This is a genomic window from Corynebacterium haematomassiliense, from assembly GCF_013978595.1.
Classification (GTDB): domain Bacteria; phylum Actinomycetota; class Actinomycetes; order Mycobacteriales; family Mycobacteriaceae; genus Corynebacterium; species Corynebacterium lehmanniae.
Window position 1 is genome coordinate 1,160,305 of the sequence record NZ_JACDTZ010000001.1, and the last position, 19,271, is coordinate 1,179,575.

The 19,271-nt window shown below is 67.0% G+C and carries 18 protein-coding genes; 4 read left to right on the forward strand and 14 right to left on the reverse strand.

Going from position 1 to position 19,271, the window contains the following annotated elements; genetic code table 11:
• Positions 1-4: 4 nt before the first annotated feature.
• The 7 genes from obgE to H0193_RS05575 form a co-directional block, all read right to left on the reverse strand.
• Positions 5-1,510 (reverse strand): GTPase ObgE, encoded by a 1,506-nt coding sequence (obgE, locus tag H0193_RS05545; protein ID WP_181888930.1) that lies wholly within the window; start codon positions 1,508-1,510, stop codon positions 5-7.
• Positions 1,511-1,602: 92 nt separating this feature from the next.
• Positions 1,603-1,947, reverse strand: a complete 345-nt coding sequence (rpmA, locus tag H0193_RS05550; RefSeq protein ID WP_181888931.1) for a 50S ribosomal protein L27 — start codon at positions 1,945-1,947, stop codon at positions 1,603-1,605.
• A 21-nt stretch (positions 1,948-1,968) separates the two neighbouring features.
• On the reverse strand, positions 1,969-2,274 hold the full coding sequence (rplU, locus tag H0193_RS05555; RefSeq protein ID WP_181888932.1) for a 50S ribosomal protein L21: 306 nt from the start codon (positions 2,272-2,274) through the stop codon (positions 1,969-1,971).
• 185 nt (positions 2,275-2,459) lie between these two features.
• Positions 2,460-5,201, reverse strand: a complete 2,742-nt coding sequence (locus H0193_RS05560) for a translation initiation factor IF-2 N-terminal domain-containing protein (protein WP_181888933.1) — start codon at positions 5,199-5,201, stop codon at positions 2,460-2,462.
• Positions 5,202-5,373: 172 nt separating this feature from the next.
• A complete protein-coding gene (locus tag H0193_RS05565) occupies positions 5,374-5,931 on the reverse strand; it encodes a TetR family transcriptional regulator (protein WP_181888934.1) in 558 nt (185 codons plus the stop codon).
• A gap of 137 nt (positions 5,932-6,068) precedes the next feature.
• Positions 6,069-6,479 carry a nucleoside-diphosphate kinase gene (ndk, locus tag H0193_RS05570; protein ID WP_034998207.1) on the reverse strand — a complete coding sequence of 137 codons (411 nt, stop codon included), beginning with the start codon at positions 6,477-6,479 and terminating at the stop codon, positions 6,069-6,071.
• 28 nt (positions 6,480-6,507) lie between these two features.
• Positions 6,508-6,813, reverse strand: coding sequence for a hypothetical protein (locus H0193_RS05575; protein ID WP_181888935.1), 306 nt, complete (start codon positions 6,811-6,813; stop codon positions 6,508-6,510).
• Between the two features lie 19 nt (positions 6,814-6,832).
• On the opposite strand from H0193_RS05575, the gene H0193_RS05580 reads away from it, so the two are divergent.
• Positions 6,833-8,248 (forward strand): AMP-binding protein, encoded by a 1,416-nt coding sequence (locus H0193_RS05580; protein WP_236883418.1) that lies wholly within the window; start codon positions 6,833-6,835, stop codon positions 8,246-8,248.
• Here the strand turns inward: H0193_RS05580 and H0193_RS05585 are convergent.
• From H0193_RS05585 to H0193_RS05600, 4 genes are read right to left on the reverse strand one after another with little or no spacing between them, the layout of a single operon-like run.
• A complete protein-coding gene (locus H0193_RS05585; protein WP_181888936.1) occupies positions 8,245-8,670 on the reverse strand; it encodes a DUF4233 domain-containing protein in 426 nt (141 codons plus the stop codon). The two genes, H0193_RS05580 and H0193_RS05585, sit on opposite strands and share 4 nt — an antisense overlap.
• Entirely contained in the window at positions 8,667-10,160 is a 1,494-nt protein-coding gene (gene folC / locus H0193_RS05590; RefSeq protein WP_338026603.1) for a bifunctional tetrahydrofolate synthase/dihydrofolate synthase, read from the reverse strand. Before folC ends, H0193_RS05585 begins: the two co-directional genes overlap by 4 nt.
• Entirely contained in the window at positions 10,161-12,863 is a 2,703-nt protein-coding gene (locus H0193_RS05595; RefSeq protein ID WP_181888937.1) for a valine--tRNA ligase, read from the reverse strand.
• Positions 12,864-12,885: 22 nt separating this feature from the next.
• Positions 12,886-13,839, reverse strand: a complete 954-nt coding sequence (locus H0193_RS05600; protein ID WP_181888938.1) for a malate dehydrogenase — start codon at positions 13,837-13,839, stop codon at positions 12,886-12,888.
• Positions 13,840-13,982: 143 nt separating this feature from the next.
• Here H0193_RS05600 and H0193_RS05605 point away from each other — a divergent pair, with 143 nt between their 5' ends.
• A complete protein-coding gene (locus H0193_RS05605; protein ID WP_338026604.1) occupies positions 13,983-14,723 on the forward strand; it encodes a TetR/AcrR family transcriptional regulator in 741 nt (246 codons plus the stop codon).
• A gap of 10 nt (positions 14,724-14,733) precedes the next feature.
• Here H0193_RS05605 and clpX read toward each other — a convergent pair whose 3' ends face one another.
• Positions 14,734-16,014 (reverse strand): ATP-dependent Clp protease ATP-binding subunit ClpX, encoded by a 1,281-nt coding sequence (clpX, locus tag H0193_RS05610; RefSeq protein ID WP_181888940.1) that lies wholly within the window; start codon positions 16,012-16,014, stop codon positions 14,734-14,736.
• A 110-nt stretch (positions 16,015-16,124) separates the two neighbouring features.
• Here clpX and H0193_RS05615 point away from each other — a divergent pair, with 110 nt between their 5' ends.
• Positions 16,125-16,886 (forward strand): alpha/beta fold hydrolase, encoded by a 762-nt coding sequence (locus tag H0193_RS05615; RefSeq protein ID WP_236883419.1) that lies wholly within the window; start codon positions 16,125-16,127, stop codon positions 16,884-16,886.
• 75 nt (positions 16,887-16,961) lie between these two features.
• Positions 16,962-17,603: a hypothetical protein gene (locus tag H0193_RS05620; RefSeq protein WP_181888942.1), complete on the forward strand. Its 642-nt coding sequence runs from the start codon at positions 16,962-16,964 to the stop codon at positions 17,601-17,603.
• 62 nt (positions 17,604-17,665) lie between these two features.
• On the opposite strand, the gene H0193_RS05625 is transcribed toward H0193_RS05620, so the two are convergent.
• Together H0193_RS05625 and H0193_RS05630 are read right to left on the reverse strand one after the other, a co-directional pair.
• Positions 17,666-18,286 carry an ATP-dependent Clp protease proteolytic subunit gene (locus tag H0193_RS05625; protein ID WP_181888943.1) on the reverse strand — a complete coding sequence of 207 codons (621 nt, stop codon included), beginning with the start codon at positions 18,284-18,286 and terminating at the stop codon, positions 17,666-17,668.
• A gap of 30 nt (positions 18,287-18,316) precedes the next feature.
• A complete protein-coding gene (locus tag H0193_RS05630) occupies positions 18,317-18,913 on the reverse strand; it encodes an ATP-dependent Clp protease proteolytic subunit (protein ID WP_181888944.1) in 597 nt (198 codons plus the stop codon).
• Positions 18,914-19,271 lie beyond the last annotated feature (358 nt).

Sequence of the window (19,271 nt, forward strand, 5' to 3'; positions counted from 1 at the left end):
GGCCCTAGCCCTGCCAGCGCTCGCGGTCGGCTTCTTCGCCGGTGCCGTAGTCGTACTCGTCGATAAGCCCACGGCGGGCCTGCGACGCACGCTTGCGCTCCGCCGCGGAAGTGCGGTCCGTGCCGCCCAGGCGCGCGTCCTGGCCGCGGCCGGCAAGCGTCGGGTCGCCGCCGATGGACGGTTCCCAGTCGAACGAGATCTCGCCGATGGTCACCGTGTCGCCCTCGTGGGCGCCGGCCTTGCGAAGCATGTCTTCCACGCCTGCCTTGTTCAGGCGGTCCGACAGGTAGCCGACGGCCTCGTCGTTTTCGAAGTCCGTCTGGCGCACCCAACGCTCCACCTTCTCGCCGGTGACCAGCCACCCTTCCGGGTACATGGGGTCGCGCACGACCTCCACGCCCCCATCGTCGTGGCGGCGGCCGATGAGTTTGGGGCGGATGACCTGTGGCTCGTCGATAGGCATCGTGCGCCGCTGCTTGCGAGTGCGTTTGACGATGTCCCACAGCGCCCACTTCAGCTCGTCCAGGCCTTCGCGGGTGGCGGTGGAGATCATGTACACCGGCCAGCCGAACTTCTCCTCGATGTCCGCGCGCAGGAACTCAGCGAGCTCCTTCGCCTCCGGGATGTCCATCTTGTTCAGCACCACCAGACGGGGACGCTCGCGCAGGTCGCCAAGGCCGGAGTCCATGTCCAGGGCGTCGGCGTAGGTGTCCAGCTCATGCTCGAGGGCCTCGATGTCGGAGATCGGGTCGCGGCCCGGCTCCATCGTCGCCACATCAACGATGTGCGCGAGCACCGCGGTGCGCTCAATGTGGCGCAGGAAATCCAGGCCGAGGCCTTTGCCTTCGCTCGCGCCCGGGATCAGGCCGGGCACATCCGCGATGGTGAACGTGTCGTGGCCGACGTTGACCACGCCCAGGTTCGGCGCAAGCGTGGTGAACGGGTAGTCCGCGATCTTCGGCTTCGCGGCAGAAACCACGGAAATGAGGGACGACTTGCCTGCCGACGGGAACCCGACCAGGCCCACATCCGCCATCGACTTCAGCTCCAGGATCAGGTCGTGCGCCTCCCCCGGCTCGCCTTTCAGCGCGAAACCGGGGGCTTTGCGCTTCGCCGTCGCCAAGGCGGCGTTGCCCAGGCCGCCGAAGCCGCCCTCGGCCGCGATGAAGCGGGTGCCCGGGACGGTGAGATCCGCGAGCACCTCGCCGTCCTCGCTGCGCACCACCGTGCCCACCGGCACCTCCAGCACGAGATCTTCGCCGCGGGCGCCGTTGCGCCAGTCGCCGGCGCCGTTCGCGCCGCGCTGCGACTTGATGTGCGGGCGGTACTGGAAGTCCAGCAGGGTGTGGACCTGGGTGGACACCTCAAGCACGATGTCGCCGCCGTGCCCGCCGTTGCCGCCGTCCGGGCCACCGAGCGGTTTGAACTTCTCGCGGTGGACGGACGCGCAGCCGTGGCCGCCGTCGCCTGCTTGCAGGTGCAGGGTTGCGCGATCAACGAATTGGGCCATGGTGGGTTTTCCCGCCTTTCTTTAGGACACGGACGATGATATGCAAAAAGCGCCGTCGGCCCGAATGGACCGGCGGCGCCTACGCTTCGCGGTTACGCGGTGGCGGTTGCCTCTTCGGCGGTGCCTTCGTCGACAACGCCTGCTGCCTCGGCCTGCTCGAGGACCTCGGAAGCGACGCCCTGGCCGTCGGCCGGGACGATGTTGACGATGCGGCGCTTACGCTTGATGCCGAACTGGACGGAGCCTGCGGTCAGTGCGAACAGCGTGTCGTCGCCACCGCGGCCGACGTTGTCGCCCGGGTGGAACTTGGTGCCGCGCTGACGGACGAGGATCTCGCCGGCCTTGACCTGCTGGCCACCGAAGCGCTTCACACCGAGGCGCTTGGACTCAGAGTCACGACCGTTCGAGGAGCTGGATGCACCCTTCTTGTGTGCCATTGTTCAAATTCTCCTATGTGTTTACTTGATGCCGGTGATCTTGACGGTGGTCTGCTGCTGGCGGTGGCCCTGGCGAACCTTGTAGCCGGTCTTGTTCTTGTACTTCAGAATGTCGACCTTCTTGCCCTTGCCGTGCTCGACGATCTCTGCGGTCACGTTGACCTTGGACAGTGCGTCTGCGCCGGAGGTGACGTCTGCGCCATCTACGAGAAGGATCGGGGTGAGTTCGACCTTGTCGCCTGCTTCACCCTCAAGCTTCTCGACCTTGACGAGGTCGCCCTCGGCAACCTTGTACTGCTTGCCGCCGGTCTTGACGATCGCGTACATAGAGGGTTACCCCTTATCTCTACTCGCCCGCCCCCTGCATGCTCGGAGGCGGAAATGGAACAGTTTGAGCGTTTCGGGGCCGATGGTGAGCCTGCCGTGCCCGCATGCGTAGGCAACGAGGCGGCACGCCCCGAAACAGCGACTCGGCAAGACTACACCGGCACCTTGCGCTTTACCAAACCGCGTTAGCTGCTGCGGCGTGTGGCGCGCCTGCGTCCGCGCCGCGGAGAAGCCTTTGCTTCTCGACGGCGCTCCGCCTGCCCCTCTTCCTTCTTCGGCCTTTCCTTCTCGGCCGCGCGGGCGTTGGCGGCTGCGGCGGACGTGGCGTTGGACTTGCGCACCGCGCGGCGGCGGCCCCGGCGGCCCGCCGCCGGCTTCTCCTTTTCTGCCGGCTCAACCTTCTTGGCATCCGAGTCGGCTGCTGCTGCGGTGGTCTCCTCGGCGGCATCCGGGTAGTCCTCGCGGCGCGGGCGGTGATCCGAACGGGAGTTGCCGCGGGTGCGGCGCTTGCGGCGCGGCGAGTTGTCGAACTCGTCCACCGCCTCCTCGAAGCTCTGCTGCGGGGTGTCCTGCGTGTCCGCCGGGCGCTCGTCGCGCTGCTCCTGCGCGTCCATTTGGTCCGTCCGGTCCGTCTGGGGGCCGCGCCCACGGTTGCCTCCGCGGCGGCCGCGGCGGCGCGAGGAACGGCGGCGCGGCTCGGAGCTGTCGTTGTCGACGTCGGAATCCGCAGCGTCAGCGGAGTCGCTGTCGTCGCTGAAGATCGAGTTGAGCAGGTTGTCCATCTCGTCTTCGTTGAGTTGCTTGCGCTTGGAGCGGCGCGAACCGCGCGACGGCTGCTCGTCGCGGCCCGAGTCTCGCCCGGTGTCGTGCTCCGCCTCGGCGGGCTTGTTGCGGCCGCGGGAGGAGCGGTGCTCGTCGTCACGCGAACGGCGCTTGGAGCGTTCTTCGCGCCCGCGCTCGGAGTAGGGGTCGTGCTCGACGGGGTCGTCGGAGACGATGATGCCGCGGCCGCCGCAGCACTCGCACTCGGTGGAGAAGGTCTCCAGCAGGCCGTTGCCCAGGCGCTTGCGTGTCATCTGCACCAGGCCCAGGGAGGTGACCTCGGAGACCTGGTGGCGGGTGCGGTCGCGGCCGAGCGCCTCGTTCAGGCGGCGCAGCACGAGCTCCTGGTTTTCGGGCAGGATCATGTCGATGAAGTCGATGATGATCATGCCGCCGATGTCGCGCAGGCGGATCTGGCGCACGATCTCCTCGGCGGCCTCCAGGTTGTTGGAGGTGACCGTCTCCTCCAGCGAGCCGCCGGAGCCGGTGAATTTGCCGGTGTTGACGTCGATGACGGTCATGGCTTCGGTGCGGTCGATAACCAGGGTGCCGCCGGACGGCAGCCACACGGTGCGCGACAGCGCCTTCTGCAGCTGCTCGTCGATGCGGTGGACCTCGAAGGCGTCCTTGCCGTCGTGCTTCGAGCGGTCGAACTTCTCCAGGCGGTCCAGCAGGTCCGGGGCGACGGACTGCACGTAGGCGTGGACGGTGTTCCACGGCTTGCGCCCGTCGACGATGAGCGACGTAAAGTCCTCGTTGAACAGGTCGCGCACGACCTTGACCAGGATGTTCGGCTCCTCGTAGAGGGTGACCGGCTTCGCGCCCTTGGAGCTTTTCTCCTTTTCCGCCTGGTTCTGGATGGCGGTCCACTGGTTGTGCAGGCGATTCACGTCAGCCGCGATGGCCTCTTCCGGCACGTTCTCGGCTGCAGTGCGGATGATCGCCCCGCCCTTGCCGGGCACGACGTTGTTCAGGATCTCCTTCAGGCGCTTGCGCTCCGGCGCCGGCAGTTTGCGGGAGATGCCCGCGCTGCGGCCGCCCGGCACGTACACCAGGTAGCGGCCGGCCAGCGAGATCTGGGTGGTCAGGCGCGCGCCCTTGTGGCCGACTGGGTCCTTGGTCACCTGCACCAGCACCTGGTCGCCGGATTTCAGCGCCTGCTCGATGCGGCGCGAACGCCCGCCCAGCCCGGCGGATTTCCAGTCCACCTCGGAGGCGTAGAGCACGCCGTTGCGGCCCTGCCCAATGTCGATGAACGCGGCCTCCATGCTGGACAGCACGTTCTGCACGCGACCGAGGTAGATGTTGCCGATCATGGAGGACTGGCTTTCGGCGGTGACAAAGTGCTCCACCAGCAGCCCGTCCTCGAGCACGCCGACCTGGGTGATCTTGCCGTGGCCGTCGTGGCGGTCGCGCTCGCGCACCACCATGTGACGCTCCACGGACTCGCGGCGCGCCAAAAACTCCGCCTGGCTGACAATGCGGGAGCGTTTGCGCTGCTCCTCACGCTTCTCGGTGCGGCGGCGGCGCTGCGCCTCTAGGCGCGAGGAGCCCTTGATCGCCTTCGGCTCTTCGATGACTTCGGGCTCTTGCTTATCGACGTCCTCCGGCGAAGCCTCGTCGTCAGGCTTGGGCTCCTTCTCCTCGCTCGGGGCAGCCTGGCGGGTGGCGCGGCGGCGCTTGCGCTCCGGGGCCTTGAAGACGGGTGCGCGGTTGGTGGTCTCCTCCGGCACGGGGGTGATCTCCGGCTCAACGTCGGTCAGCGGGCCCTCGCGCAGGTCCGCCTCGACCTTTTCCTCGATCTGGTGGATCTCGTTTTCCACGTCCTTGCGCACGCGCTGGCGGATCTTCTCATCCGCGGCATCGTCGGTGGTCTCGTCGTCGGTGGTGTCGGTGGCGGCGGCGTTCGCGAGGGCGTCGAGAAGCTGCTCGCTCTCAGCGCGCGTCAGCGTGGACTGCGCAACCTTGACCACGCCGAGCTCCGACAGCGCGACGACGAGCTCTTTCGACGGCACGCCGAGGGCCTTCGCCAGGGCGAACACGCGGGTTTTCTCCGCCAGCTGGGAGCGGTCGAACTCGGCGTAAATGTTTTTGTGACCAGCCAATGTGCGTCACTCTCCAATTTTGCTCAGCCGCAACCCGCCGGGGTGGGCCGGGCGCTGGCAAAACGGTGCCGAAGCGGCCGCGCGGCGAACCCCACGGTGCGGTACATGTGAAAGTTTCCTAGCGTCGCGTCGCGGCGCTTGCGCTCCCCATTGTGGCACAGCGGGGCAGTGTTTACTTCTCGGCCAGTCGCAGAAGGTCGGCCACCGCGGCCACGGGGGCGTTCTCGTGGGATTCAGTCAGTGCGGTGCCCACCACGATCTGCAGCACACGCGCGGCGTTGAAATCCACGCCGGCGCGCTGCAGCAGCTGGGAGATGAGCTCCTTCAGTTCGCTGAGGGTGCGGCCGACAAAGTCGCCGACCTCGCCGGTTTCGCGCTGCGCCTCCACAAACGCTGAGATCACGGCGCGCGCCCGCTCCGGCTGGCCGCACGTCACCACCGCGACGGCCGCCTCCGCCAGGTTCACAGGGTCTGTCAACGCCTCACCCTCGGCGGTTGCGCGTTCGAACGCGTCACGGCGGCCCTGCTCCAGCCGTTCGAAGCAGGTAGCCACAAGTTTGTCGCGCGTGGAGTAGTAGTAGCCGATGGATCCCACCGGCACCGACGCCGCCGCAGCGACCTGGCGGTGCGTCACCCCTTTGAGTCCCTCCGAAAGCAGCAGACCGATCGCCGCATCCAGGATCGCAGAGCGCTTCTCCACCGCTCGTGCCTGTTCGCTGCGAGATGCCACCACCATCTCCCTTTCTCACTATGCGGATTACATGCGACTCTATTTATACAACAATTGATCCCGCGTGATTTTAATTCCCCCCGCCCAAGGCGTGAAAAACACCGCAGCCGGGTGGCTGCGGTGTTGGCTACGTGCACTTAGAGGTTCGGGAACCAAATGCCGATCTCGCGCTCGGCGGACTCCGGCGAGTCGGAACCGTGGACGACGTTCTCCGCCACGGACAGCGCGAAGTCGCCGCGGATGGTGCCCGGGGTGGCCTTGGCAACCGGGTCGGTGCCGCCGGCCAGCTGGCGCCACGCCTCGATGGCGCGCTCGCCCTCGACGATGCCGGCGACCAGCGGAGCGGAGGTGATGAAGTCCACCAACTCGCCGAAGAACGGCTTGTCCTTGTGCTCTGCGTAGTGCTTCTCAGCGGTCTCGCGGTCTGCGGTGCGCAGGTCCAGCTCCACCAGCTTCAGGCCCTTGCGCTCGATGCGGGAGATGATGTCGCCGACGTGGCCGTTTGCAACACCGTCGGGCTTGATCAGGATCAGAGTACGTTCAGTCATAGCCCAAAATCTTACCCCAAAGTCGTATTTACGCCTCGCGCACGATGCGCGCCGCGTCTTCCGGCGTGGTGTTGCGGAACCACAGCTGCACCTGCTGCACCGCTAGCTGGAAGTTGCCCTCCGCCTTCATGCGGTTGACGGTGGCGCGCTGCTCGTCGTCAAGCTCGGGCGCAATCTCCTCGCGGCGCGTGTATTGCTCGTAAAACCCGAGCACCAAAAACAGCCCGGCGGCGATGATCGCCGCGGTGCCCACCCACCCGGGCAGGGTGGTGTAGACGGCCACCACCGCGACGATGGAGAACACGGCGGCCAGGGCGAAACTCACGATGCGCATGGGCCATACCGTAGCCTTGATGCCCATGGTGCACAGCTCTCCCCTGCCGGATGTCGCGCTGCCTGATGTTTCGCTCGATCGCCTGGTCCCGCGCAGCGGCCTGCCCGCCGTCACGGAGTACGACACCGGCCGCACCGTCACCTACGACGAGCTGGGCGCACTCGCGGACGCCGCCGCCACCCGCCTGCGTCGCCGCGGCGTGGGGCCGGGAAGCGTCGTTGAGCTGCGCCTGCCCAACTCCATCGACTTCGCGGTCGCCCTGCTCGCCGTTTCGCGCACGGGGGCGGCGGCCTGCCTTGTGGGGCATTCGCTTATCGACGCCGAAGCGTCCCGCCTTGCCACCCTCGCCGGCACCACCCACCGTGTCGAGCCGGGCGATCTCGCCGCCGGCCCTGCCGACGACTTCGCGCCCGCCGACCCGGACTCGGTGGCCGCCATCCCGTTTTCCTCCGGCACCACCGGCCTGCCCAAGGGAGTGGAGCTGACGCATCACTCGATTACCGCCAACGCGGTGCAATTCAACGCGGCGCTGGCCGCCAGCGGCATCGGCGCGGGCACCCGCGTGGCCGCTCCCCTGCCGTTTTCCCACATCTACGGGCTGAACACGCTGCTGCTGTCGTCGCTGGCCGCGGGCCGGCACGTGTTCACCGCCGCGCGCTTCGACCTCGCCGAGTTCGCGCGCGCCCACCGCGAGTACGCCATCGAGCTGAGCTTCATCGCTCCGCCGATCGCGCTGGCGCTGGCGAACTCGCCTGCCATCGACCCGGCCGATTTCGCCGCCTGCGCCCACATGGTCTGCGGCGCCGCCCCCTTGGACGAGGCGCTGGCGCGCCGCGTGGAGGACCGCCTCGGCACGGTCATGCTGCAGGGCTACGGCACCACCGAGTCCTCGCCGGTGACCCATGTCGGCATCGCCGGCAGATCCAACCCGGGCACCATCGGCTTCGCCATCCCCAACACCGAATTCCGCGTGGTGGACTTAGGCACCGGCGCTGAACTTCCCGACGGCCACGACGGCGAGCTGCACGTCCGCGGCCCCCAGGTCATGCGCGGCTACCTCCACAACCCTAAGGCCACCCGCAACGCCATCGTCGGCGGCTGGCTGCGCACCGGCGACATCGCGCGGGTGAACCCGGACGCCACGGTCACGGTCGTGGACCGCGCCAAAGACGTGTTCAAGTACCACGGGTTCCAGATCGCCCCGGCCGAGCTCGAGGCGCTCATGCTCACGCACCCGCAGATCGATGATGTGGCTGTGGCCGAGCGCGGCGGCGTGCCGAAGGCTTTCGTCGTAAAGCAAGGGCTTTTAGATGAGGCGCAATTGATGGAGTGGGTTGCGGCGCGCGTGACCGCCTACAAAAAGGTGCGCGCCGTGGCGTTCGTGGAGGCGATCCCCCGCAACGCCGCCGGCAAAATTTTGCGCAAGGACCTTTAAGTGCCCAAGTGCTGGGTGGTGAGGTAGCCGCCGCGCATGCGCTGGACAATCTCGGAGCGCATGCGGATGACGAAGTACCAGACGATGCCGAAGATGATGCCCACGGCCGTGACGGACCAGTGGATGAAGAAGCCGAAGATCAGCGGGATCTGCAGCGCCAGGTCGATCCACAGCGCGGCCGGCTTCTTCTGGAAGAACGCCATCACCACATGCGCCAGTCCGATGACGGTGACGTAGACCCAGTTGAAGGTGGTCCAGTGCTCGCCGCCGTCGACTTTCAGGATGACGGTGAGGATGAGCAGGACCGTGATGGCCTCCATGATCAGCGTGCCGGCGAGCACGCCGGTCAGCCCCGACATCGGGTCCTTGACGGGCGCCTTGCCGGGGCCGAGCGGGCCCATCTGCTGCTTTTTGGGTGTCATTGCGGGTCCTTTCCAAACATGGCGCGGGCCTCGCCGGCGGTGACCACCGAGCCGGTGATAATCACGCCGGAGCCGGACTGCACGCCCACCTCAGCGAGCGCTTCTTCGGCCAGCTCCACGGCGAGCTCGTAGGCGGACGGCAGGTGCTCCTCGACGTGCACGCGCTCGTCGCCGAAAACCTCGCGGGCGGTTTCGGCCAGTTCGTAGGCGTCCGTGGCGCGCGGGGAGCTGTTCTGCGTGATCACGACCTCGGTGAGCACGGGCTCGAGCGCCTCCATGATGCCCCGGGCGTCCTTGTCGCCCAAGATGCCCAGCACGCCGATCAGGCGCGTGAAGTCGAAGTCGCGCTCCAGCGCCGCCGCGAGCGCCTGGGCGCCGTGCGGGTTGTGGGTGGCGTCGATGAAGGTGGTCGGGGTGGCGCGCACGCGCTCCAGCCGGCCCGGCGAGGTGGTGGCGGCGAAGCCCTCGCGCACGGTGTCCGCGTCGAGCGTGCGTTCCGACGACGCGCCGAGGAACGCCTCCACCGCCGCCAGCGCCACCGAAGCGTTGTGGGCCTGGTGCGGGCCGGACAGCGGGATGAACACGTCGGCGTACTCGCCGGACAGGCCTTTGAGCGTGAGCGTCTGCCCGCCCACGGCCACCTCGGAGGCGGCCACGCCGAACTCCTGGCCGAAGCGGGCCACCGGCGCGCCGATTTCCACGGTGCGCTCCAGGATCACGCGCATCGCGTCCGGTTCCTGCTGGCCGATCACGGCCACGGCGTCCGCGCTGCGGATGATCCCGGCCTTCTCGCCGGCGATTTCGGCGATGGTGTCGCCCAGGTAGGTGGTGTGATCCAGGCCGACGGGCATGATCACGTCCACGTCCGCGTCGACGACGTTGGTGGCGTCCCAGGTGCCGCCCATGCCGACTTCGACCACGGCGACGTCGACAGGCGCATCCGCGAACGCGGCGAACGCGAGGCCCACCATGACCTCGAAGTAGCTCATGGGCACGCCGGTGCGCTCGTCCACCATCTGGATGTACGGCTCGATTTCGCGGTAGATGCGCACGAAATCCGCCGGGTGGATCGGCTCGCCGTCGATGCCGATGCGCTCGGTGACGGACTGCAGGTGCGGGCTGGTCGTGCGGCCCACGCGGTTGCCGAACGAGCGCAGCAGCGACTCCGCCATCCGCACCGTGGAGGTTTTGCCGTTGGTGCCGGCGACGTGGATGACCTTGAAGGACTTCTGCGGCTCGCCGAGAAAGTCCATGAGCAGCTCGATGCGCTCCAGCGACGGGTCGATGTCCGTCTCCGGCCAGCGGGCGGTGAGCTCCGCTTCCACCTGCGCGAGCGCGACGAGGTCTTCCTCGCTCACGCCGCGCGGGGCGAGCGCGTCGGTGTCGTTGCCCTCCCCCGGCGCGCCGAGGTTGAGCGTCAGGCCAGTGTCGGTCTGCTGGATGTCGTACTGCTCCGGAAGTTCGGGCAGCTCGAAATCGTTGTCTGCCACTTAGGCCTCCGGCAGCTGTTCCAGGCGGGCGGTGACGCGCTCGAACTCTTCCTGCGCGACCTGCTGGCGGACCTTGATCTTCTCCACGACCTGCTCCGGCGCGTTGGCCAGGAACTGCTCGTTGGCGAGCTTGCCGCCGGTGGTGTCCAGCTCCTTCTGCGCCGCGGCGAGCTCCTTTTCCAGGCGCTTGCGCTCGGCGGCGACGTCCACGGTGCCGGAGGTGTCCAACGCGACGTCGAGGTTGGCTTGGCTCAGGCGCATTTCAATGCTTGCCGACGCACTAAAGTCCTCCCCCGGCTCCTCCACCCTGGCAATCTGGCGGACCACGTCTTCGAGCTCCGCCAGGTCCGCGGACGCGAAGTCCACGCGCGCCGGCACCTTCTGCGAGGGCTTGACGCCCTGGTCGGAGCGGAAGCGGCGCAGCTCGGTGATGAGCTTGATCGCGTCCTCGACGCGGGTGCGGGCCTTCGTGTCGGTCTCGGCGCCGCTGTTGGTGTCGTCCGCGGTCGGCCACGGCGCGATGGTGACGGTCTCCTCGCCGGTGAGCGCCTTCCACAGCACCTCGGTGACAAACGGCATGGTGGGGTGCAAAAGGCGCAGCACGACGTCGAGGACGCGGCCGAGCACGACCTTGGCGGTTTCCCCCTGCTCGCTCTCGCCGTCCCGTGGAATCTGGGTCTTGGCGATCTCCAGGTACCAGTCGCACAGCTCGTCCCACGCGAAGTGGTAGAGCAGCTCGTTGGCCTTGGCAAACTGGTAGTCGTCCAGGTAGGCGTCCACCTTGGCGCGGACTTCCTCGGCGCGGTCCAGGATCCAGCGGTCCGCGTCCGTGAGCGTCTCGCGGGCCGGAAGCTCGCCGACGTGCGCGCCGTTCATCAGCGCGAACTTGGTGGCGTTGAACAGCTTGGTGGCGAAGTTGCGGGCGGCGGTGGCGTGGTCGTCGCCGATCGGCAGATCCACGCCCGGGTTCGCGCCGCGGGCCAGGGCGAAGCGCAGCGCGTCCGCGCCGTACTGCTCGACCCAGTCCATCGGGTCGATGCCGTTGCCCAGGGACTTGGACATCTTGCGGCCCTTTTCGTCGCGTACCAGGCCGTGCAGGTAGAGGTGCTCGAACGGGATCTGCGGGCGGCCGTCAGCGCCCTCCCCCAGGATCTCCGGGGTTTCCTGGCCGGCGAAGGTGCCGAACATCATCATGCGCGCCACCCAGAAGAACAGGATGTCGTAGGCGGTGACCAGCACGGTGGTGGGGAAGAACTTCTCCAGCTCCGGGGTCTTCTCCGGCCAGCCCATGGTGGAAAACGGCCACAGGGCAGAAGAGAACCAGGTGTCCAGCACATCCGGATCCTGCTCGTAGCCCGCCGGCGGCTCCTCATCGGGGCCGACGCAGACGACGTCGCGCTCGCCGTTTTCGTCCTCCGGGCCGTACCAAATCGGGATGCGGTGGCCCCACCACAGCTGGCGCGAGATCGTCCAGTCGTGCATGTTGTCCACCCAATCGAAGTAGCGTTTCTCCATGCTCTCCGGGTGGATCTTGGTGTCGCCAGAACGCACCGCGTCGCCGGACATTTTCGCCAGCTCGTCGACCTTGACAAACCACTGCAGGGACAAACGCGGCTCGATCGGCTCGCCGGAGCGCTCCGAGTGGCCCACGGAGTGCACGTACGGGCGCACCTCCTTGACAATGCGGCCCTGCTCCGCCAGCGCCTCGCGCACCGCCACGCGGGCGTCTTCGCGCGTCATGCCGTCGAAGCGGGTGCCGGTATCGGCGATGCGGCCCTTCTCGTCCATGATGATCGGCATGTCCAGGTTGTGGCGCAGGCCCATCTCGTAGTCGTTCGGGTCGTGCGCCGGGGTGATCTTCACGGCACCCGTGCCCAGTTCCATGTCCACGTAGTCGTCCGCGATGACCTCAATTTGCAGGTCCTCGCGCAGCGGGTGCGGGAAGACCTGGCCGATCAGGTCGGCGTAGCGCTCGTCGTCGGGGTGGACGGCGATCGCGACGTCGCCAAGCATTGTTTCCACACGGGTGGTGGCCACAACGAGGTGCGGCTCGTCGTCGTTCAGCGAGCCGTAGCGGATGGAGACGAACTCGCCCTCGACGTCCTTATACACCACCTCGATGTCGGAGACGGCGGTTTCCAGCACCGGCGACCAGTTGACCAGGCGGTAGTCGCGGTAGACCAGGCCGCGATCGTAGAGCTGCTTGAAGATGGTTTGCACGGCGCGCGACAGGCCGTCGTCAAGCGTGAAGCGCTCCCGCGACCAGTCCACCGAGTCGCCGATGGCGCGCATCTGCGTGGTGATCGTGCCGCCGTACTGCTCCTTCCACTCCCACACGCGCTCGATGAACTCCTCGCGCCCGTAGTCGTAGCGGTCCTTGCCTTCCTCCGCCTTGAGCTTGGCTTCCACCTTGGTTTGGGTGGCGATGCCGGCGTGGTCCATGCCCGGCAGCCACAGCACCTCGTAGCCCTGCATGCGCTTGCGGCGCACCAGGGAGTCCATCAGCGTGTGGTCGAGGGCGTGGCCCATGTGCAGCTGGCCGGTCACGTTCGGCGGCGGCAGCACGATCGAGTACGCGGGCTTGTCCGAGGCCGGGTCCGCCGTGAAGTAACCGGCGTCTACCCAACCTTCGTACAGGTCGCGTTCGTGGGCGCTGGGTTCCCACGACTTGGGCAGGTCGTTCGCAAGATCGTTCTGAGTCACGCGCCCTATCTTAACCAGCGCCCTAAAACAGCTTGTCGGCGATGGCGGCTTCCTCCCGCAGGGCCTCGATGTTGGCGTCGATGCGGGTCCTTTGGTCGTCGGAAAGCTCGAGCCCCTCAACGACTTGCCAACTGCCGTCGCTTACGGCCGGGAAGCCGAAGACGAGGCCAACGTCGACGCCGTATTCGCCTGTCGACGGCAACGCCACCGTCGCCCACCGCTCCCCGGTGCCCTGGACCCAATCGCGCATGTGGTCCACGGCCGCCGACGCCGCGGACGCGGCCGAGGACTTGCCGCGCACGTTGATGATCTCGGCGCCGCGCTTGGCCACGCGCGGGATGAACTCGCCGGTGTACCACTCGTGGTCCACCTCCACCGGCTTACCGTCCGCCGTGGCGTAGGTGATGTCCGGGAACTGGGTGTCGGAGTGGTTGCCCCACACCACGAGGCGCTCAATGCTTCTCGACGGGCACCCCACGCGGTCCGCCAACATCGACTGCGCCCGGTTGTGGTCCAGGCGCATCAGCGCGTTGAAGCGGTCCTTGGGCACGTCGGGCGCTGCCTTGGAGGCGATGTAGGCGTTGGTGTTGGCGGGGTTGCCCACCACCAGCACGCGGACGTTGTCCGCCGCACCGTTATTGATGGCCTCGCCCTGGCCGATGAAGATCTTGCCGTTGGCGGCGAGCATGTCCGCCCGCGACTCGCCCTTGCCGCGCGGCTTCGCGCCGACCAGGAAGGCGGCCTCGGCACCGTCGAAGGCCTTCGTGGCGTCGTCGGTGACCTCGATGGAGTTCACCAGCGGCAGGGCGGAATCGGCGAGCTCCATGGCGGTGCCCTCGGCGGCGCGCACTGCGTCCGGGATTTCCAGCAGGGTCAGGTCCACCGGTTCGTCGCCGAACACGTCGCCGGCGGCGATGCGCCACAGCAGGGAGTAGGCGATGTTGCCGGCGGCGCCGGTGACCACAATCTTTGTCATGTGTCTCGCTCCTTCGCTCAAACGGTTTGTGTGTTGCCTCACAGTAACTTACCCCCAGCCGGGGCAGAATTTCAGCGCTATACGTCCGAGAGCGGACATCTAGTGCACGATTGAGGGGTATTTCGAGCAGAAAGGGGACGGACGTGACCGACGTTGTCGACGACGCGACTTCCGGCGCGCCCTCCCCCGACACGGTGGTCCGAGCAGCGCTGGTCGCGTTCGCCCGCAAGGGGTACTCCGGTGCGAAGGTGGAAACGCTGGCCAAGAAGACCGGCATGACCAAGCGCATGATCCACTACCACTTCGGCGACAAGCGCGGCCTCTACACCGCGGCGCTGCGCCTCGCGCTCGAGCAGCTGGCGCCGCCGGAGAACATCCTCAACCGCTCGCACGCCGTGCCGGTGGAAGGCATGCGCCGCTTCGTCGACGCGCTCTACCACGCGTTTTTGCACAACCCCGATGCCGTGCGCCTGGTGCTGCGCGAAAACCTGGACCCGGCGATCGAAGCCGAAGACGCCTCGGCGCTCGCCGGCGTGCGCGACGTGACCCTGCACGCCGAGCGTCTCCTGCTCGCCGGCCAGGACGCCGGCGCGTTCCGCCCCGGCATAACCGCGGTGGACCTGCTCACCCTGATCTCGTCGCTGTGCCTCTACCGCGTGGGCAACGCCGCCACCGCCAAGCACGTCTTCGGTGTAGACACAGAAAGCCGCCGCAACGTCGACGGCATGCGCCGCATGGTCATCGACACCGTGCTGGCGTTTCTGACCTCCAACATCTCCTATTCCGGCTACGAGTCCTACCTCGAGGCCGCCCCCGCCCCCACCGAGGACGCGGAACCGGACGAACTATTCGACATCTACGGCGACGAGGGCTGGATCGTGTGACGGCCCGTCGCTAAGCAGACTGCTGTTCCTCGGCCTCGATGTACTTCGGCTCCCCCTCGCCGAGGGCCGCAGCCTCATCGACGACAACCTCGGCGACATTCTCGCGGTCCGGCAGCTCGTACATGATGGGAACGAGCAGCTCCTCCATGATCGCGCGCAGGCCGCGCGCGCCCGTCTTGCGCTCCGCCGCCTTATCGGCGATCACGCCGAGCGCCCCGTCCGTGACAGTCAGCTCCGCGCCGTCCATGGCGAACAGTCGCTTGTATTGCTTGACCAGCGAGTTCTTCGGCTCCGTAAGCACCCGCTTCATCGAATCACGGTCCAGGTCGTTCACGTGCGCGAGGATGGGCAGACGGCCGATGAACTCGGGGATCAGGCCGAACTTGACCAAATCGCCCGGCTGCACCTGGGCGAGCAGGTCCGCCTCGTCGCGCTGCTCCTTCGAGTCGATCTCCGCGCCGAAGCCGATGCCCTTCTTGCCCACGCGCTCCGCGACCACCTTGTCCAGGCCCGCGAAAGCGCCGGCGACGATGAACAGGATGTTCGTGGTGTCCACCTGGATGAACTCCTGGTTCGGGTGCTTGCGCCCGCCCTGCGGCGGCACGGACGCGGTGGTGCCCTCCAGGATCTTCAACAGCGCCTGCTGCACACCCTCGCCGGAGACGTCGCGGGTGATCGACGGGTTCTCGGACTTGCGCGAGATCTTGTCCACCTCGTCGACGTAGATGATGCCGTGCTGGGCGCGGTTGACGTCGAAATCCGCCGCCTGCAGCAGCTTCAGCAGGATGTTCTCCACGTCCTCGCCGACGTAGCCGGCCTCGGTGAGGCTGGTGGCGTCCGCGATGGCGAACGGGACATTGAGCATGCGCGCCAGCGTCTGCGCCAGGTAAGTCTTGCCGGAGCCGGTGGGGCCGAGCAGGAGGATGTTGGACTTGGCGATCTCCACGTCCTCGTCGCGCTTGCGGCTGGACACGTTGGACGTCTCGGCCTTGATGCGCTTGTAGTGGTTGTACACCGCCACAGCCAGGGTCTTCTTCGCGGTGTCCTGTCCGATGACGTACTCGTCCAAAAACGCCGTGATCTCGCTCGGGCGCGGCAGGCGGTCCGGGTCGTCCGCGTCCTGGGATTTCTGCGCGCCGGCGAGCTCTTCCTCGATGATCTCGTTGCACAGCTCGATGCACTCGTCGCAGATGTAGACGCCGCCGCCGGCGATGAGCTTGCGCACCTGCTGCTGACTCTTCCCGCAGAAAGAGCACTTGAGCAGGTTCGCGCTGTCGTGCGTAGTTGCCATATGCGCCTATCTACTCCCGTCTTCGGTCAATCCCCACCGAGTGTAATGCTTGCGTCAAACCGTACCCGCCGCGCCGACACAACTGTCGCGCGCGTGCGAAAATGGGGCCCATGACGTTTCTTCACACGCAAGAATTCGGCACCCCCAACGGCGAAGCGGTGGTGCTGCTCAGCTCCATCGCCACCACCTCTGACGCGTGGTCCGAGGTCATCCCCGCGCTTTCCGGCTACCGCGTGATCACCGTCGACCACCGCGGCCACGGCGGCTCCGGCGTGCCCTCCGAGCGCCCCACGGAGGTGGGCACGCTCGGCCGCGACGTCCTCGCCGCACTCGACGAGCTCGGCGTGGAGCGCTTCAGCGTCGTCGGCGTCTCCCTCGGCGGCGCGATCGCGCAGTGGCTCGCCGCGAACAGCGGCTGCGTGGACAAGGCCGTCTTCGCCGCCACCGCCACCTTCCTCGGCGGTGAGGAGGCATGGGAGCAAAAGATAAACACCGCGCTTCATGACGGCACCTCCGGCCTGACCCCCACACTGATGGGCAACTGGTTCACAGAATCTTTCCGCGCGGAGCACCCGGAGGTGGTGCAGCGCGTGGCAGACATGATCGACTCCGTCGACGACGAGGGCTACGCCCACAACGGCGCCGCGCTTGCCACCTGGGATTTCGCCGGCGAGCTGGGGAAGATCACCTGTCCGGTGCTCACCATCGCGGGTGCGTCCGACCCGACCTGCCCGCCCAAGAAGCTGTCCGAGATCGCCGAAGGCGTGGCCGGCCCGTCCCAATCCGTGGTGGTGGACCCGGCCGCCCACCAAGTGGCCATAGAGAACCCGGAAGAATTCAACACCGCACTGACGCGGTTCCTTGGAAGCTAATCCGCTAGCCTGTACACGTTAAACAATCGTGCCCACCGGTGCCCCAACGCTGAGCACCCCGAAAGGAACCGATCCGTGAATCGCAGCCGCACACTTTCTGCCTTCGCCGCAGCCGCCCTCGCCGCCGCGCTGCTTGCCGGTTGCTCCGACTCCGGCGCGGACGCAGAGCCCCTGGCAGAACCGGTGCTGGACTTCCCGCAGACCAGCACCACCGCCACCCCGACGCCGACGCCCACCGAGGACGACGACGAGGATGAGGAAACCACCACCTCCACGTCCACCACGACGAAGAAGTCCTCGTCGAGCTCGTCTTCGTCGACCAAGTCGTCCACGCGCACCTCAACGAAGTCCAGCTCCAAGCGCTCGGAGTCGCGCAGCTCCAACGACTCCAACAACGCGGCGCGTGAGCCGGAGCCGGTGCGCGAAACCATCGTCGACGACCGCCCCGGCGCCACCTGCGCCTGGCCCACCCAGGGCGCGGCGTCCGGCAACCAGGAGTACAGCACCTTCTGCGACCGCGAATGGGCCCGCACCGTCACCTCCGACGGCCAGGACTACTACTGGGCCGCCAAGGGCCAGGGCTGGGTCTCCGTCGACCCCGTCACCACCGACGATGGCGGCGTCTGCTGGGCGCGCGAAGACTTCGAAACTGCGCCGGAGGCCATCCGCAACGCCGTGGCATTCTGCGACCCGGCATCCGGGGAGGAAGCGGAGTAACCGGAGGTCGTCGCAAAGCAAAACGCGCCCGGAAGTGAACCGGGCGCGTTTTCTCTTTGCTCTTAGCCGTTGAGCTTGCGGTAATCAAAGACCTGGTCGATGATCCCGTACTCTACAGCCTCGGAGGCGGTGAGGATCTTGTCGCGGTCCGTGTCAATGCGGACCTGCTCCGACGTGCGGCCCGTGTGGTGCGCGAGCGTGTCCTCCATGAGGCGGCGCATCCGCTCGATCTCCGCGGCCTGAATCTCCAGGTCGGACACCTGGCCCTGGGTGCCCTGGGTCGCCGGCTGGTGGATCAGCACGCGCGAGTTCGGCAGCGCGGCGCGCTTGCCCGGCGCACCCGCGGCGAGGATCACCGCGGCGGCCGACGCGGCCTGGCCGAGGCAGACAGTCTGCACATCCGGGCGGACGTACTGCATCGTGTCGTAGATAGCCATCAGCGCGGTAAACGAGCCGCCCGGGGAGTTGATGTACATGGTGATGTCGCGGTCCGGGTCCTGGGACTCCAGCACCAGAAGCTGCGCCATAATGTCGTTCGCCGACGTGTCATCCACCTGGGTGCCCAGGAAGACGATGCGCTCTTCGAAGAGCTTGCCGTACGGGTCGATCTGCTTCGTGCCGAAGCTCGTTTCCTCCAAAAACTGCGGCAGCACGTAGCGGGAGTTGGGCATCTGGAAAGTCATAATGGGTGTCTCCTTAATTCCTCGTGTGCCTTAGTTCTCGCCGATGGAGTGCTCGCCGGCCTGGGCCGCATTCTCAATGACGTGGTCCACAATGCCGTACTCCTTCGCCTGCATAGCGTTGAACCAGCGGTCGCGGTCCGAATCCTTCGTGATCTGCTCAAAGGTCTGGCCCGTGTGCTCCGCGATGAGCTGCGCCATCTCGCGCTTCGTCTCCGCGAACTGCTCCGCCTGAATAGCGATGTCGGCTGCCGTGCCGCCGACGCCCGCGGACGGCTGGTGCATCATAATCCGCGCGTGCGGCAGGGCGTAACGCTTGCCCTTCGTGCCGCCCGAGAGCAGGAACTGGCCCATCGACGCCGCCAGGCCCATGCCGTAGGTGGCGATGTCGCACGGGGAGTACTTCATCGTGTCGTAAATCGCCATACCGGCGGTGACGGAGCCGCCTGGCGAGTTGATGTAGAGGTTGATGTCGCGCGTCGGATCCTCCGCCGACAGCAGCAGAATCTGGGCGCAGAGCTTATTGGCGATCTCGTCGTCCACCTGCTGGCCCAGGAAAATAATGCGCTCCCGGAGGAGACGCTCATAAACGGAGTCTCCCAGGTTCATGCCTTGGGTCGGGGAAGTCATAACAGACGCTCCTTTGCTAGTTCATCCGGTAACGCCACTACCCTACTCGGGTGATTCTGTAACTCCGAGCCTGTTCGCTACCGGCGTACGGGTCGGAAGTTTGGGGCCGGTTCGGACCGGTTTTGGGGTGGCCGGCGGCCGGTTCCTGACAGATTACGGCGGGCGTTTGCGGCGACCTGGGGCGATCGGGGCAGCCTGACAGATTCTGCCGCGAAGCGTCTTGGCGCGGGTGGTTGTGCGGGATAGTTCACCGGCGGATGAACCATCTTGCATCGGGGTCACGCGCGACCTGGGCCAAGTGAACTATTTGCCCGTCCAGTGCCTACAAGTTCACGAAACCGGCCCGGCCGAGTGAACA